This window comes from Streptomyces sp. NPDC111656 (genome assembly GCF_055656965.1).
The window spans coordinates 36951-52376 of sequence record NZ_JBVKCA010000021.1; the positions used below are offsets into that span (position 1 = coordinate 36951).

17 protein-coding genes are annotated in these 15426 nt (G+C 71.9%); 3 read left to right on the top strand and 14 right to left on the bottom strand.

All coding sequences use genetic code 11. The features are described 5' to 3' along the window. The first annotated feature begins 116 nt into the window (after positions 1-116). A complete protein-coding gene (locus ACZ7M3_RS41905; protein WP_472070788.1) occupies positions 117-785 on the top strand; it encodes an SCO3374 family protein in 669 nt (222 codons plus the stop codon). 34 nt (positions 786-819) lie between these two features. Here the strand turns inward: ACZ7M3_RS41905 and ACZ7M3_RS41910 are convergent, their stop codons facing one another. The 10 genes from ACZ7M3_RS41910 to ACZ7M3_RS41955 all read right to left on the bottom strand — a co-directional run bounded on the left by ACZ7M3_RS41910 (position 820) and on the right by ACZ7M3_RS41955 (position 9654). Beyond that, entirely contained in the window at positions 820-1155 is a 336-nt protein-coding gene (locus ACZ7M3_RS41910) for a histone-like nucleoid-structuring protein Lsr2 (protein ID WP_095853285.1), read from the bottom strand. 227 nt (positions 1156-1382) lie between these two features. Continuing rightward, a complete protein-coding gene (locus ACZ7M3_RS41915) occupies positions 1383-1928 on the bottom strand; it encodes an amino-acid N-acetyltransferase (protein ID WP_472070790.1) in 546 nt (181 codons plus the stop codon). 9 nt (positions 1929-1937) lie between these two features. Further along, complete coding sequence (locus ACZ7M3_RS41920; RefSeq protein WP_472070792.1) at positions 1938-2435, bottom strand: BlaI/MecI/CopY family transcriptional regulator; 498 nt, start codon at positions 2433-2435, stop codon at positions 1938-1940. 178 nt (positions 2436-2613) lie between these two features. Further along, a complete protein-coding gene (locus tag ACZ7M3_RS41925) occupies positions 2614-2793 on the bottom strand; it encodes a hypothetical protein (RefSeq protein WP_095853288.1) in 180 nt (59 codons plus the stop codon). A gap of 13 nt (positions 2794-2806) precedes the next feature. Beyond that, positions 2807-3430 (bottom strand): hypothetical protein, encoded by a 624-nt coding sequence (locus ACZ7M3_RS41930; RefSeq protein WP_472070879.1) that lies wholly within the window; start codon positions 3428-3430, stop codon positions 2807-2809. A 708-nt stretch (positions 3431-4138) separates the two neighbouring features. Next, positions 4139-4936 carry a type III pantothenate kinase gene (locus ACZ7M3_RS41935; protein ID WP_054237503.1) on the bottom strand — a complete coding sequence of 266 codons (798 nt, stop codon included), beginning with the start codon at positions 4934-4936 and terminating at the stop codon, positions 4139-4141. 5 nt (positions 4937-4941) lie between these two features. Further along, complete coding sequence (gene nadC / locus ACZ7M3_RS41940; RefSeq protein ID WP_355309596.1) at positions 4942-5952, bottom strand: carboxylating nicotinate-nucleotide diphosphorylase; 1011 nt, start codon at positions 5950-5952, stop codon at positions 4942-4944. 5 nt (positions 5953-5957) lie between these two features. Continuing rightward, positions 5958-7736: an L-aspartate oxidase gene (locus ACZ7M3_RS41945; RefSeq protein ID WP_452973990.1), complete on the bottom strand. Its 1779-nt coding sequence runs from the start codon at positions 7734-7736 to the stop codon at positions 5958-5960. Further along, positions 7733-8725 carry a pantoate--beta-alanine ligase gene (gene panC, locus ACZ7M3_RS41950; RefSeq protein ID WP_472070795.1) on the bottom strand — a complete coding sequence of 331 codons (993 nt, stop codon included), beginning with the start codon at positions 8723-8725 and terminating at the stop codon, positions 7733-7735. The genes ACZ7M3_RS41945 and panC overlap by 4 nt, the downstream gene beginning before the upstream one ends. After that, positions 8722-9654 (bottom strand): Rossmann-like and DUF2520 domain-containing protein, encoded by a 933-nt coding sequence (locus tag ACZ7M3_RS41955; protein WP_075032433.1) that lies wholly within the window; start codon positions 9652-9654, stop codon positions 8722-8724. The genes panC and ACZ7M3_RS41955 overlap by 4 nt, the downstream gene beginning before the upstream one ends. Before the next feature lie 173 nt (positions 9655-9827). Between ACZ7M3_RS41955 and ACZ7M3_RS41960 the strand changes: the two genes are divergently transcribed. Beyond that, on the top strand, positions 9828-11066 hold the full coding sequence (locus ACZ7M3_RS41960) for a threonine aldolase family protein (RefSeq protein WP_472070797.1): 1239 nt from the start codon (positions 9828-9830) through the stop codon (positions 11064-11066). 62 nt (positions 11067-11128) lie between these two features. Here the strand turns inward: ACZ7M3_RS41960 and ACZ7M3_RS41965 are convergent, their stop codons facing one another. After that, positions 11129-11347, bottom strand: a complete 219-nt coding sequence (locus tag ACZ7M3_RS41965; RefSeq protein WP_472070799.1) for a hypothetical protein — start codon at positions 11345-11347, stop codon at positions 11129-11131. A gap of 167 nt (positions 11348-11514) precedes the next feature. Here ACZ7M3_RS41965 and ACZ7M3_RS41970 point away from each other — a divergent pair, with 167 nt between their 5' ends. Continuing rightward, a complete protein-coding gene (locus ACZ7M3_RS41970; protein ID WP_472070801.1) occupies positions 11515-12621 on the top strand; it encodes a DUF5937 family protein in 1107 nt (368 codons plus the stop codon). 93 nt (positions 12622-12714) lie between these two features. Here ACZ7M3_RS41970 and ACZ7M3_RS41975 read toward each other — a convergent pair whose 3' ends face one another. From ACZ7M3_RS41975 to ACZ7M3_RS41985, 3 genes are all read right to left on the bottom strand, one after another. Further along, positions 12715-13347 carry an AAA family ATPase gene (locus ACZ7M3_RS41975; protein ID WP_472070803.1) on the bottom strand — a complete coding sequence of 211 codons (633 nt, stop codon included), beginning with the start codon at positions 13345-13347 and terminating at the stop codon, positions 12715-12717. Positions 13348-13456: 109 nt separating this feature from the next. Continuing rightward, positions 13457-14128, bottom strand: coding sequence for a response regulator transcription factor (locus tag ACZ7M3_RS41980; RefSeq protein WP_054237494.1), 672 nt, complete (start codon positions 14126-14128; stop codon positions 13457-13459). A gap of 70 nt (positions 14129-14198) precedes the next feature. After that, positions 14199-15404, bottom strand: coding sequence for a sensor histidine kinase (locus ACZ7M3_RS41985; protein WP_472070805.1), 1206 nt, complete (start codon positions 15402-15404; stop codon positions 14199-14201). Positions 15405-15426 lie beyond the last annotated feature (22 nt).

Here is a 15426-nt window from a genome sequence, read left to right on the forward strand (position 1 = left end):
ATGGGCGAACATCCTTGCGCCACCGATCGCCCCCACACGCCCCTTCTTTCGATACACAGCGCACATGACGAAACACCCAGCGTAACTCTGGAGCCCTTCTGACGGTTGCTCCTGACATGCTTCCCACTGTCCCCCTCCCCCGCCGCCCGCTCCACCCGAGCGACCCGGTGCGGCAGTGGTACGAGAACGAACTCGGCTGGGCGACAGTGCCCGGTTCGCCGCTACGACTGGCCGCCGGCCTGCGCTTCGACGTCCTGGACGTCCCTGCGGAGGCTGGCGTCAGGGCCCTGCGACACCTGGGACCGGTCTCTCCGGTGGCACTGCACGCAAGCCGATCGGCACCGTGCGAAGATCCGGCGGCTCGGCGTGAGAAGTGGCCGGCGCGGCACGGGAAGCGGATGTGGCTACTGGTGGCCGCGGGAAGCGCGGAGGAGCTGCCGGGGCTGCTCGACTGGCTGGAGTGGGGCGCTCTGGCGCTCGATCTCACGGCGATCGGCGCGGGCGGGAGCATCGAGGCTCCGCTGCCGCCGGGGGTGCCCGAAGGGCCACTCACCGCGGACTGGGCCGGGACGGACGGGCCCGGCGGGTCCGGTCCACAGGGGGCCGCCGTCTGGCTGCGGCCCCCCGAGCCGGGGTGCGAGGTGGAACCCTCGTTGCCGACTCTGTCGGCCGTGGGGGGCGGTGGGGGCGCCCCCGATCTCGTACGACTCGTGGACACGGTGGCGACGCAGTGCCACCGGGTCCGGCTGCGACGCGCGTGCGCCCAGCCGCCGGCCTACTCGTAGACCTTGGCTGGGCAACTGGGCCATGGGCCTCGACTCAGCCGTTGGCCTTCTCGTAGGCCTCGCGAATGGACGCCGGAACGCGGCCACGGTCGTTGACCTCGTAACCGTTCTCCTTCGCCCACGCGCGGATCTGCGCGGTGTCCTGGCTGCCACCGGAAGCGACACGCGCCTTTCCACGCCCCCCCGCAGCGCGACCTCCGGTACGACGACCACCCTTCACGTAGGCCTCGAGAAGGCCACGGAGCTTGTCCGCATTGGCGGTCGTGAGATCGATTTCGTACGTCTTGCCGTCCAGCGCGAACGTCACGGTCTCGTCCGCCTCGCCACCGTCGAGGTCGTCGACAAGAAGGACCTGAACCTTCTGTGCCACCGGATTTCCTTTCATCGATAACTTGAGGGTCGAGGGCCTGCGGCGTCTGCCGCTGTTTCACGTCCCCTGATATATGCAGTACTGCAGTACGTCGGAAAGCAAACCGCTTTTGCTGGAAAAACACAAACCCCTGGGTGAGACTCAGGGGTCGCTGGAAGACCGGAAACGTGCGCGTTTCGGACATAGGGAACGCGGGCAAGGCGGTCGGACGGAATAGTCGCCGGCGATCACAGATGCAGAAGCATCCGGCTGTTGCCCAAGGTGTTCGGTTTCACTCGTTCGAGACCGAGGAACTCTGCCACACCCTCGTCATAGGAACGCAGCAGCTCGGCGTAGACATCCCTGTCGACGGGCGTCTCACCGATCTCCACGAAGCCGTGCTTCGCGAAGAAGTCGACTTCGAAGGTCAGACAGAAAACCCGGCGAACGCCGAGCCAGCGGGCGGTCTGCAGCAACTTCTCCAGCAACTGATGACCGACGCCGACGCCCTTGACCGCGGGGTTCACCGCGAGAGTGCGGACTTCCGCGAGGTCTTCCCACATGACGTGCAGCGCACCGCAGCCGACCACATCGGCGCTGTCGTCACGTTCCGCGACCCAGAACTCCTGGATGTCCTCGTAAAGCGTCACCGTCGCTTTGTCGAGCAGGATGCTACGGCGGACGTTCGCGTCGAGGAGGCGGCGCACGGCCGGGACATCACTGGTCCTGGCCCGCCGGACGGTGACGGCTTTCGCGGTGTCTTCGGGACGCGCTGCTGGATGCTCTGCTGGCATGGGCGGACGCTATCGCCCGGTGCCGCCCGGGCCGGAGTCGGGGTTCTCGCCCGGCTTCTCACCCTGCTTCTCACCCGACGCCTCAACGGGCTTCTCGTCGGGCTTCTCGACCCGCTTCTCGTCGGCGGCATCAGGGGTTACACGTGTTTCGCCGCCGCCCTCGCCTTGTTCGGGGCCTTCTTCAGGGCCTTGCACGATGTGTACGGCATCCCGCAGCGCGCGCCGCTGTTCCTGACTCATCATGCCGAAGAAGGCGACGAGAGCGGCGGCGGGGTTGTCGCTCTGGGACCACGCGTCGTTCATCAGTGCGGCCGAGTAGGCGGCACGCGTGGAGACCGCCTCATATCGATAGGCCCGGCCTTCCGCCTCCCTGCGCACCCAGCCCTTCTGATGGAGATTGTCCAAAACGGTCATCACGGTGGTGTACGCGATGGACCGTTCCTGTTGAAGGTCTTCCAGGACTTCTCGAACGGTCACCGGGCGGTTCCACTTCCACACCCGCGTCATGACCGCGTCTTCGAGTTCTCCCAATGGGCGAGGCACAGCTCAGAACAATAGTGGGAGATCAGCAACAAAAAGGGCGTACGACTCGAAAAACGTATGAGAACGTATGAGTCGTACGCCGATGAGTGCCCCGGCGGGGACGCGGGCCGCGTCGGCCGGGGCATGTGACCTTGGTGTCGCCTCAGGCCTTGATGTCGGGGGAGGCCTGGCGGGCGCTCTCCGCGCGCGCGAGGGCGGCGTCGACGACCGCGTCCTCCTTGGACTTGTTGGCCCCGCCCTGGGTCTTCACGATCGTCACGATCAACCCGATGAAGAACACGGCCATCACTACGGGGGGCACCAGCGCGGAGACATAGTCCATGCCCCCAGAGTAGCTAGCCCGCGGCGAGTTGCTGCGGCGGGTTCGCCGGCGGCGGCGCGGGCTTGCGCTTCGGCGGGAAGACCTCGCCCGGGGTCGGGATCGGACGGTCCGGGTGCGGGCTCCTGGCCGGGGACTGCGGCCGCGGCTCGGCGGCGGGGCTGCCCGCGGGCTTCTTCTCGGGTTCCTCCGCGGCCGAGATCGCGGCCAGGCCGCCGGGCAGGGCCGTCAGGCGGGTACGGGAGGCGGGGACCGTGGGTGTGGTGCCGCGACCCGCGAGGCGGGTGCGGACGTCCTGTTCGGCGAGGGTGTGGCAGCGGTCCAGGAGGGTGGCGGCGGTGGGGTTGCCGCGCAGCGCCCGGAGCGCGGCGAGGTCGTCCGGGTCGGGACGGTAGCCCGAGCCGAGTGCCTCCTCCAGGAGGACGAGATAGCCCGCGGCGGTGCCGGGCAGGGCGGCCCGGTAGCGGGCGAGGTCGGCCAGCAGGAAGGCCCTGAGCCTGGCTCCCTCGCGGGCCGCCTCGTCGACGGACTCGGCTAGACGGAGGCAGTCCTGGACGTCTTCGGCCGAGGCGGGGGTGGGATGGAGGGCGAGGGCGAGAGCGCGACGGAGCACACGCAGCTCCTGTGCTCCGAACGCCATGCCGCCGCGGGATCCGTAGGGCGTGGGCATGCGGTGACGATACGCGCTAATCAGACAAAATCCGCATAGCGCCTGCGCGTGTCCCTCCGGGGGTCGGCGGGGGTTCGACCGCGGGTGAGTGTCCCCGACGGCACCCCCTGCTGGGGCTCCGCCCCGAACCCCCGTCCACCCGATCCCTTCGCCTGCGGGACGGCGGGGTTGCCCGCGCGGTTCCCCGCCCCCAGAGCAGGGGCTCCGCCCCGCATTCCCCACCCGCCCGAGTTCGTTCGCCTGACGGCCGGTGGGGGCTGGGCGCGCAGTTCCCCGCGCCCCTGACGGGGCGCCGCCCACGCAGGATTCGCGGCTACGGGATGGAGGGGCTGGGCGCGCAGTTCCTCGCGCACCTGAGAGCCTCGGCTCGACCGGTGTTTGAAGGCGCGGCCGAAGGTCGCATCGCAGCCCCGGCCCGTATCCGTCCAGCCCGTCCGGCGTTCGAGGACGAGAACTCGCAGAACGATCCCCACCCACCCCCGTCAACCCACCGAGCCTTGCCCGCGCCCTTCAGCCCGTCCGGCGTTTGAGGACGAGATCGTTCAGGCCGAACCCCACCCACCCCGGCCCGCACCACCCAGCCCGTCCGGCGTTTGAGGACGAGGCCTTCGGGCGATGCGGGGGGCCGGGGCGGAGCCCCTGGGATGGGACGGGTAGGGGCGGCGGGGGCGAGGGAAGTCAGGTGCGGGACACGTTGCGTTCGTAGACCAGGCGCAGGCCGATCAGCGTGAGCCACGGCTCGTGCTCGTCGATGACCGAGGACTCGCCGAGAACCATCGGCGCCAGCCCACCCGTAGCGATGACGGTGACGTCGTCGGGATCCTCCGCCAGCTCGCGCACCATCCGGTTGACGACCCCGTCGACCTGCCCCGCGAACCCGTAGATGATCCCGGACTGCATCGCCTCGACGGTGTTCTTGCCGATGACCGCCCGCGGCCGAGCCACCTCGATCTTGCGCAGCTGGGCCCCCTTGACCCCGAGCGCGTCCACGGAGATCTCGATCCCGGGCGCGATGACACCGCCGACGTACTCACCCCGCGCACTCACCGCGTCGAAAGTCGTCGCCGTACCGAAGTCGACGACGATCGCCGGCCCCCCGTAGAGCTCGACGGCGGCGACCGAGTTGATGATGCGGTCCGCGCCGACCTCCTTGGGGTTGTCCGTGAGGATCGGCACGCCGGTCTTGACGCCGGGCTCGACCAGCACGGCCGGCACGTCGCCGTAGTAGCGGCGGGTCACCTCGCGCAGTTCGTGCAGTACGGACGGGACGGTGGCGCAGATCGCGATGCCGTCGATGCCGTCGCCCAGTTCCTCGCCGAGCAGCGGATGCATGCCCATCAGGCCCTGGAGGAGCACGGCGAGCTCGTCGGCGGTGCGGCGGGCGTCCGTGGAGATGCGCCAGTGCTCGACGATCTCCTCGCCGTCGAAGAGACCGAGGACGGTGTGCGTGTTGCCGACATCGATGGTGAGCAGCATGGGTCCTACTCCGCCTCGTCCGTCGAGGCCTGGTCCGTCGACGCCTCGCGCAGGTCGAGGCCGATGTCCAGGATCGGCGAGGAGTGGGTCAGCGCGCCCACGGCCAGGAAGTCGACGCCGGTCTTCGCGTACACCGCGGCGCCCGCGAGCGTGAGCCGCCCCGACGCTTCGAGGAGCGCCCGGCCCTCCACGATGGCCACCGCCTCCTCGCACTCGACGGGCGTGAAGTTGTCGAGAAGGATCAGATCGGCGCCCGCGTCCACGACCTCGCGCAGCTGGTGCAGCGTGTCGACCTCGACCTCGATCGGCACCTCCGGGAAGGCCTCGCGGACGGCCTCGAAGGCCTGGGCGACGCCGCCGGCGGCGACCACGTGGTTGTCCTTGACCAGCGCCGCGTCCGACAACGACATGCGGTGGTTGACGCCGCCGCCCATGCGCACCGCGAACTTCTCCAGGGCGCGCAGGCCCGGCGTCGTCTTGCGGGTGTCGCGCACGCGGGTGCTGGTGCCCTCCAGGGCGTCCGCCCACGCGCGTGTGGCGGTCGCGATGCCGGACAGCCGGCACAGCAGGTTCAGCGCGCTGCGCTCGGCGGTGAGGAGGTCGCGGGTGCGGGTGGTGACACTGAGGAGCTTCTGGCCCTCCTCGACCCGGTCGCCGTCCTCGACGTGCCGCTCCACCTCGAACTCGTCGGTGCAGACCACGGAGATGACCGCCTCGGCCACCCGCAGGCCCGCGACGACGCCCGCGTCACGGGCGACGAAGTCGGCGGTGGAGACGGCGTCTTCGGGGATGGTCGCGACGGTCGTCACGTCCACGCCGTGGTCGAGGTCCTCCTGGATGGCGACGTTCGCGATGTCCTCGACCTCCAGCGGGTCGAGTCCGGCGTCGGCGAGGAGCTGGGCGAGCGCGGGGTCGAGGCCGCACTCCATGTACGCGTCGTCGTCCGCTTCGGCGCCGCAGCCGCAGCCGTCGCCGCAGCCGCCGCTCTGGGCGAGGGGAAGGTCGGGGGTGCTCACTGCTGTCACTGCTCCTGAAGGCGCTGGGGCACGGGGGTCCCCCCTGGTCGGGGGGAGCCGGGGGTTTGCTGGAGGGTCGGGGGGAAGTCTGCGGTGTCCGTGGTGTGTACGGCCAGCGTGCGGTCGGGATTCAGCCGTACGACGATGTGGCGGCGCCAGTCGGCGTCGTCGCGGTCGGCGTGGTCCTCGCGCCAGTGGCAGCCACGAGTCTCCTCGCGCAGGCGCGCGGCCGCGACCAGGACCCGGGCCACGCACAGGAGGTTGGTGGCCTCCCAGGTGTCGACACCGGGCTCGGAGGTCTTGCCGTTCTCGTCGAGGGCGTCGCGGGCGTCGGTGTGCAGCTGCTGGAGCCGGCCGGTGGCGGTCGCGAGGGAGGCGGCGGAGCGCAGTACACCGGCGCCCTCCGTCATGATCCGCTGGATCGCGAACCGGGCCTCGGGGGCGAGCAGGGGGTGGGCGGGCTTCTCGGGGTGCGGGACCGGTACGGGCACGCGCGCGTGGATGCCGTTCTCCGAGCGGCTCCGCGCGATGTCCGCGACGATGCGCTCGGCGTAGACGAGGCCCTCCAGGAGGGAGTTGGAGGCGAGCCGGTTGGCGCCGTGGACGCCGGTGCAGGCGACCTCGCCGCACGCGTAGAGGCCGGGCACCGTGGTGCGGCCGCGCGCGTCCGTGCGGACGCCTCCGGAGGCGTAGTGGGCGGCCGGGGCGACCGGGACGGGCTCGGTGACCGGGTCGATGCCGTGGGCGCGACAGGCGGCGAGGATGGTCGGGAAGCGGTGCTCCCACATGTCGGCACCGAAGTGCCGGGCGTCGAGGTACATGTGCTCGGCGTCCTGCTCCTGCATGCGCCGCGTGATGCCCTTGGCGACGATGTCCCGGGGCGCCAGTTCGGCCAGCTCGTGCTGGCCGACCATGAAGCGCACGCCGTCCGCGTCGACCAGGTGGGCGCCCTCGCCGCGTACCGCCTCCGACACGAGCGGCTGCTGGCCCTCGGCGTCCGGGCCGAGGAAGAGCACGGTCGGGTGGAACTGGACGAATTCGAGGTCGGAAACCTCGGCGCCCGCGCGCAGGGCGAGTGCCACGCCGTCGCCCGTGGAGACCGACGGGTTGGTGGTCGCGGAGAAGACCTGGCCCATGCCGCCGGTGGCGAGGACCACGTTGGGGGCGTGGACGGCTCCCACGCCGTCGTGCTGGCCCTCTCCCATGACGTGGAGGGTCACACCCGCGGTGCGCCCGTCGGAGTCCGTGAGGAGGTCCAGGACGAGCGCGTTCTCGACCGTGCGCAGGCCACGCGCGCGTACCGCCTCGACGAGGGCCCGGGAGATCTCGGCGCCCGTCGCGTCGCCGCCCGCGTGCGCGATGCGGCGGCGGTGGTGGCCGCCCTCACGGGTGAGTGCCAGGCGGCCTTCGGAGGACTCGTCGAAGTGGGCGCCGGTCTCGATCAGGCGGCGTACGGCGTCGGGGCCCTCGGTGACGAGGATGCGCACGGCGTCCTCGTCGCACAGGCCCACGCCCGCGACGAGGGTGTCCTCGAGGTGCTGCTCCGGGGTGTCGCCCTCACCGAGGGCCGCGGCGATGCCGCCCTGCGCCCAGCGCGTGGAGCCGTCGTCGAGGCGGGCCTTGGTGACGACGACGGTCCTCAGGCCCTCGGCCTCGCAGCGCAGCGCGGCGGTGAGGCCCGCGACGCCGGAGCCGACGACCACCACGTCCGCGGTGAGGGCCCAGCCGGGGGCGGGTGCGTGCAGTCGTATGCCAGTACCCGTAGGTGTGCCTGTGGCGGTCACGAGGCGGCTCCGAAGGTGAGGGGGAGGTTGTCGATCAGTCGGGTCGTCCCGACCCGGCCGGCGACGGCGAGGACCGCCTCGCCGGTGAAGTCGTCCTCGATCTCGGTGAAGTCGGACGGGTCGACCAGCGCCAGGTAGTCCAGGACCAGCGGCGGCCGGAGGCGGGCGGCCTCGTCCAGGACGAGGCGGGCGGCGGCGCGGACGGCGGCGGGGGCGCCGGGTACGGCCTTGGCGACCGCGTGCGCGTCGGCGGCGGCGCGGGATTCGCCGATCGCGCTCAGCGCCTCGGCACGCGCGCGCGTGGCGGGCACCTCGCGGGCCCGGGCGCGCAGGGCCTCCTGGGCGGCGTGCCGGTCGCGGCCCGCGAAGAGGGCCTGCGAGAGGGCGAGCGCGGTGCGCCGCTCCTCGGACGAGAGGTAGCGGTTGCGGCTGGAGAGGGCGAGCCCGTCCTCCTCGCGCACGGTGGGCACGCCGACGATCTCCACGCCGAAGTTCAGGTCGCGCACCATGCGGCGGATCAGGGCGAGCTGCTGGGCGTCCTTCTGTCCGAACAGCGCCGCGTCAGGCCGGGTGAGGTGCAGCAGCTTGGCGACGACGGTGAGCATGCCGTCGAAGTGACCGGGGCGCACGGCACCCTCCAGGCGCTCGCCCATGGGGCCCGCGGAGAGGCGGACCTGGGGGTCGCCACCGGGGTAGACCTCGTCCACGAAGGGGGCGAACACGGCGTCCGCGCCCGCCTCCTCGGCGATCTTGAGGTCGGCGTCGAGGGTGCGCGGGTAGCGGTCGAGGTCCTCGCCCGCGCCGAACTGGAGCGGGTTCACGAAGACCGTCACGACGACCTCGCCCTCGGGCCCGGCGATCTCGCGGGCTGCGCGGATCAACGTGGCGTGGCCCTCGTGCAGGGCGCCCATGGTCATCACGACGGCCCGGCTGCCGCGCCGTACGCGCGCGTGCAGCTCGTCGGCGGTGCGCAGCAGGGTGGTGGTCATCGGTCGCTCCCGTCGTCGGGCAGGGTCGCGCCGTCGGCGAGTACCCCGAGGAGGTCCTCGGCGAGTTCCGGCTTCAGCAGACCGTGGGCCAGCGCCCGGTCGGCGGTCGCGCGGGCCATCGCGAGATAGCCGGCGACGGTCCCCGGGGCGTGCTTGCGCAGCTCGGCGACGTGCGCGGCGACCGTGCCGGCGTCTCCGCGCGCGACGGGCCCGGTGAGGGCGGCGTCGCCCGACCTGAGGGCGTTGTCGAGGGCGGCGCCGAGCAGCGGGCCGAGCATCCGGTCCGGGGCCTCCACGCCGGCGGTGCGCAGCAGTTCCATGGACTCGGCGACCAGGGTCACCAGGTGGTTGGCGCCGAGCGCGAGGGCCGCGTGGTAGAGCGGGCGGGACTCCTCGGCGATCCACTCGGGCTCGCCGCCCATCTCGATCACCAGGGCCTCGGCGGCCAGGCGCAGCTGTTCGGGTGCGGTGACCCCGAAGGAGCATCCGGCGAGCCGCTGCACGTCCACGGGGGTGCCGGTGAACGTCATGGCGGGGTGCAGCGCGAGCGGCAGGGCGCCCGCCCTGAGCGCCGGATCGAGCACCCGCGCGCCGTACCGCCCGGAGGTGTGCACGAGCAGCTGTCCGGGCCGGATGGCGCCCGTCTCGGCGAGCCCCTCGACGAGCCCGGGCAGGGCGTCGTCCGGGACGGTCAGCAGGACCAGGTCGGAGCGCTCCAGGACCTGCGCCGGGGAGAGCAACGGCACATCGGGCAGGAGCAGCGCGGCCCGCCGCCTGGAGGCGTCGGAGACCCCGGAGACGGCCACCGGGCGGTGCCCGGCCAGCTGGAGCGCCGCGGCGAGGGCGGGGCCGACCCGGCCCGCGCCGACAACGCCGACGGTGAGCCGCGCGGGGCGGTCCTTGGGGTCTGGCTGGGGGAATGTACTCACTCGACGGCGGCCTTCCGTTCCAGTCCGCTCGGGGTACCGGACGATTTCTCGTCATGTTAACGCGATTGGTTCGAGCGTCGTTTTCGTTGTCCACAGGCTGTGGGTTTCCGCAGGTCGCGGGGGCGTGGAAAACGAGGATGCCGAGGCGGGGCCGCGCGCGACATCATCCGGGGATGAGCGATGCGGCGGAAGCGACGGCGGGACAGGACCCGATGAGGGTGGGACAGGACCCGGAGACGGCGGGGCAGGAGCCGGAGAGTGCGGGCCAGGATCCGGAAGAGGCGGCCGAGCGGCTGCGGGAGCGGCGGGGTGCCGCGCTGCGGGCGGCCCGGCGCGTGCTGTGGCAGCCCAGCCACCAGTCCACGGTCCGGGAGCGGCTGACCTGGCTGAACGCCGGCGCCGAGGGCGTATACGACCTCGACCGGCCCGTCGACATGTACGGCGGCCAGATCGTCGAGACTCTGGAGGAGCGGGTCGCGGGCCTGCTCGGCAAGGAGGCGGCCGCTTTCTTCCCCACCGGCACCATGGCGCAGCAGGTCGCCCTGCGCTGCTGGGCGGGCCGTACCGGGAACCCGACCGTCGCGCTCCATGCGCTCGGCCACCCCGAGGTCCATGAACGGCAGGCGTTCAGCCAGGTCAGCGGCTTGCGACCGGTGCGGGTGACCGACGAGCCCCGGCTGCCCACGGCCCAGGAGGTACGGGACTTCGAGGAGCCCTTCGGGGCGCTGCTGCTCGAACTGCCGCTCAGGGACGCCGGTTTTGTGCTGCCCTCCTGGGAGGAACTCTCCGAGGTCGTGGAGGCCGCCCGGGATCGTGACGCGGTGGTCCACTTCGACGGAGCCCGCCTGTGGAAGTGCACCTCGCACTTCGGCCGCCCACTGGACGAGATCGCGGGCCTCGCGGACAGCGTCTACGTGTCGTTCTACAAGTCGCTCGGGGGCTTCGGCGGGGCGGTGATCGCGGGCCCGAAGACGCTGATCGACGAGGCGAAGACCTGGCGCCACCGGTACGGCGGCATGATCCTCCAGCAGTTCCCCACGGCGCTCGCCGCGCTCATCGGCCTGGACCAGGAGCTGCCCCGGCTGCCGCAGTACGTGGCCCACGCGCGCGTGGTCGCCGCCGCCCTGCGTGAGGGTTTCACGGAGGCCAAGGTCCCCTGGGTGCGCGTGCACCCGGAGGAGCCGCACACCCACCAGTTCCAGGTCTGGCTGCCGTACGACCCGGACGTCCTGACGGACGCGGCGCTGCGGCAGACCGAGGAGACGAAGACCTCGCTCTTCTCCCAGAGCTGGATGCGGGGCGGTCCGGGGCTCGCGCTCACCGAGGTCACGGTGGCGGCGCCCGGTCTGGAGTGGACGGCGCAGGACGTACGGGCGGCCGTCCGGGAGTTCGTCGAGCGACTGCCCGGCTGACCGCACACGGCGACCGGCGACCGGCCGCCCCCGCACGGAAACCTGCGCGACCCGCACGGAGGTCAGCAGCCCGGGTGTGGCCGCCGTCCGCGCAGCCACCGGCCCAGGGCCCGGCGTATCCGCCCGTGGGCCGGGCGGCCCGCCACGACCGCCCGGAACCGCCGGAGGTCGCGCAGCTCGCGGGCGACCTGCCAGTCGTGCGCGCCGGGCGCCGGAGGGGCCGGCTCGCCGTGCCGACGGGCCCGGTAGCTGTCGAGGAAGTACTGCTGGGTGATGCTCATGGCTCATTGCCTCTCGGGACGGGAAACGCGCGACGGGAGGGGGATCCGAAGGCCCGCGGTTGCCCCGGTCGTCCCAGATTGCGCCCGTCCTCGGCGGCTGTCGCCCCGATTGACGGTCGCCGTCAATCGACGACGGCGTTGTCAGTGGCGGGGTGCACCATGAGGTCATGAGCGTGCACATCGACGTCACCGGGCTGCGGCAGGAGCGGATCTCCGTCGTGCCGTCGCCCCTGGCCGAGCTCGGCATGGCGCTGCACGCGCTGTCCGAGCCGGGTCACCACCCCGGGCTGCAGGGCTGGGCGACCGGCGTGACCGCCCGGCTCGACCCGCATCTCGCGGACCGGATGTGCGAGGCCGACTTCTTGTGGCGGACGACGTTCTCGGACCTGTTCCTGCCGTACGCGGGGATTCCCGGCAGGACCACGCTCCCGGGCGCCACGCTCGCCGAGGAGCTGGACCTGCTGGACAAGCTGACCGACGAGCAGTTCGTGGACGCCGCCCTGGAGTTCACCTGCGCGCTTCCGTACGCGGCGCCGGGCCGGGACACGCTCTCCGACCCCGAGCTGCAGCAGCGCGCGCTGGAGCTGGCCGCCGCGCGCGGACCCCAGCAGGTGCGGTTCAGCAAGCGGCTGCTGGACGATCCGCCGCAGATCCGGGCCTGGCTGCGGCAGTTCCTCGAGGACTGCGACGAGGCCTTCTTCGCCGAGACCTGGTCCCGGCTGCGCCACCAGCTCGCGGCGGACGCCCGCCACAAGACGGACCTCCTGCGGCACAAGGGCCTGGCCGAGGCCATGGCCTCGGTGTCCCCGGCGGTGACGCTCGACGAGACCGGCCGGACGATCACGGTCGACAAGCTGGGCCAGGGCCAGACGGCCGCCGGGGAGGGCGGGCTCCTCCTCGTGCCGACCAGTCTCGGCTGGCCGCACCTGATGGTGCTGCATCGCTACGGCTGGCAGCCGGTGCTGCACTACCCGGTCGGTTCCCCGGAGCTCGCGGCACCGTTCTCGCTGGAGCAGCTGACCCTGCGGATGACCGCGCTGTCCCATCCGGTCCGGATGCGGATCTGCCGCAGCCTGGCCCGCAGCGCGTTCACCACGGGCGAGCTGGCGCAGGTGAACGGGATGACGGCCCCGGAGATATCCCGGCACCTGGGCGTGCTCAAGAAGGCGGGCCTGATCACCACGAGACGCCGCGGGCGGTACGTGCTGCACCAGCTGGACGTCAGCGTCGTGGCCCGGCTGGGCAGCGACTTCCTGGAGGGCATCCTGCGCTGAGCCCGGCGGACCCATGCCGAACCCGGCGGCCGCACGTCAAGCTCGTCGGCCCCATGCCGTGCCCGGCGGCCCCCTGTCCGGCGCTCCGGAGGCTCAGTCGAACCGGATGTGCTGGGCGCCGCTCCACGCCCGTCGCAGCCGTCCCCGCACCGCCCCGTCCTTGTTCGGCGTCAGCGTCAGTCCCGCGAGCACGGCGATCCGGTCGGCCGTCTTGGCGACCGTCGTGTGATCGGTCCACAGGTGCTCCGCGAACTCCGGCTCGCGCAGCCGCTCCAGGCAGTCGTCGAGCTGCCGCACGGCCCAACTCTCGCGCCGCAGCGGGGCGTCCTTCCCGGCGACGTACTGAAGGAGGTGTCCGAAGCCGCGTTCCCGCAACCGCTTCAGTACGGTCTCACGCTCGGCGAGGAGCGCGAAGTGCCGTACGTCGTGGCCCAGTTCGGCAAGTCGCCCGACCGTCTCCTCGAAATAGCGGGCGTTGGTGACCGTCATGGGGGCGATGACCACGCCGTCGTGTTTGCCGAGGGCGAGATCGAGCACCTCGACCACACCCTGCCGCCAGGACGCCAAGTCCTGGAAGTCCCCGCGCAGTTCGGGCGGAAGCATGCGGCGCAGACCGAAGCCTGCGTGTTCCGGGTCGCAGACGACGCTGCCGGGCAGCCGTCGCTGGATCTCGTGTGCGGTCTGTGTCTTGCCGCCCCCGAAGGGGCCGTTGATCCACAGGAGCATGCGCAGACCCTAGTGGGCCCCGGTCACGCCCCGGTCACGCACCCACGATCGCCCCGTCGGCCCGTCGGCCCGTCGGCCCGTCGACCCGGATCAGCGTGCCCGCCCCGGATCAACGCTGCCCGCCCGCCCGTACGAGCCCGGTCTCATAGGCGAGGACCACCACTTGCACCCGGTCCCGCAGCCCCAGCTTGGTCAGGATGCGCCCCACATGCGTCTTCACGGTGGCCTCGGACAGCACGAGACGGGCCGCGATCTCGCCGTTCGACAGACCCTGCGCGACCAGCACCATCACCTCGCGCTCACGGTCGGTGAGCCGCTCCAGCTCCTTGTGCTGGGGCTCCTTGCCGGCGTGGGGCAGCATCGGCGCGAACCGGTCGAGCAGACGCCGGGTGGTCGAAGGCGCGACCACGGCGTCACCGCTGTGCACGGAGCGGATGGCGGTGAGCAGCTCGCCGGGCGGCACGTCCTTGAGCATGAAGCCGGAGGCGCCCGCCTTCAGGCCGGAGAAGGCGTACTCGTCGAGGTCGAAGGTGGTGAGGATCAACACCTTCGGGGGGTTGGGGTCCGAGCAGATGCGGCGGGTGGTCTCCACGCCGTCCAGCTTCGGCATGCGTACGTCCATCAGCACCACGTCGACCGCGGTCGACCGCAGGACCTGGAGGGCCTCGACGCCGTCGCCCGCCTCGGCCACGACCTCCATGTCCGGCTGGGCATCGAGCACCATCCGGAAGCCGGTGCGCAGCAGCACCTGGTCGTCGACGAGCATCACGCGGATCGCCATCGGGGTCTCTTCCCTCTCCATCAACGGTCAAAAAGCTCTTGGAACTGACCAAAAGGTGTCGTTACAGGTGTCAGTGAGCCGACTTGAGCGGCAGCAGGACGCTGATGCGGAAGCCTCCACCGGGGCGCGGCCCCGCGTCCAGAGTGCCTCCGACCATACCGACGCGCTCGCGCATCCCGATCAGGCCGTGCCCCTGGCCGTCGGCGCCGCCCTCCTCGTACAGCTCGTGGGGCGCGCCCTTGCCGTCGTCCTCGACGAGCAGCCCGAGCCCGTCGTCGAAGTAGACCAGGCGCACGCTCGCGCCCGCGTTCGGGCCACCGTGCTTGCGCGTGTTGGTGAGCGCCTCCTGGACGATGCGGTACGCCGTGAGCTCCACCCCGCTGGGCAGCGGGCGCGGGGTGCCCTCGACCTTGAAGTCGACGGGCAGGCCCGAGGTGCGGCACTGCTCGATGAGGTCGTCGAGCTGCTCGACGTCGGGCTGCGGCACGTACTCACCGCTCTCCTGGTGCTCGCCGGTGCGCAGCACGCCGAGCAGGCGGCGCATCTCGGCGAGGGCCTGGCGACCGGTCCCGGAGATGGTCTCGAGGGCCTTCCTGGCCTGCTCGGGGGCGGCGTCCATGACGTACGCGGCGCCGTCTGCCTGGACCACCATCACCGAGACGTTGTGCGCGACCACGTCGTGCAGTTCGCGGGCGATCCGGGCGCGCTCGGCTGCGACGGCCACCTTGGCCTGCGCCTCGCGCTCCTTCTCCAGGCGGGCGGCGCGCTCCTCCAGCTGGGCGAGGTAGGCGCGGCGGGTGCGGATCGAGTCGCCGAGCACCCAGGCGAGCGCGAACGGAACCGTCTGGAAGATCACTATCAGGACGGCGCCCAGCGGGCCCTCATCCCGCAGCGGCCAGCGGAGCTGCCCGACGGTCGCCGCGCAGAGGCCGCCGATCAACCCGAGGCGCGAAGCCCAGCGGGCACCGTCCGCGGCGACGGTATAGATGATCACCAGCATCGCGAAGTCCGCGGGCGCCGGCGGGACATCCAGGACCACCTGCGCGACACCCGTCACCGCGGCCAGGACCAGCATCTTCTCGGGCATGAGACGGCGCAGCGCGACGACCGCACTCAGGACGACGGCGATCGGGAGCGCCGCGGCGAGCGACCCGCGCTGGTCGGCGGCGCCGTTGACATTGGTCAGGCTCACGCCGGAGATCCCGAGCAGGACGATGGCCCAGAAGCTGTCGACCCACGTCGGGTGCCTGCGGAGAAAGTCATAGAGGCGCTGCACGTAACCCAGCGTAGGGAAGCAT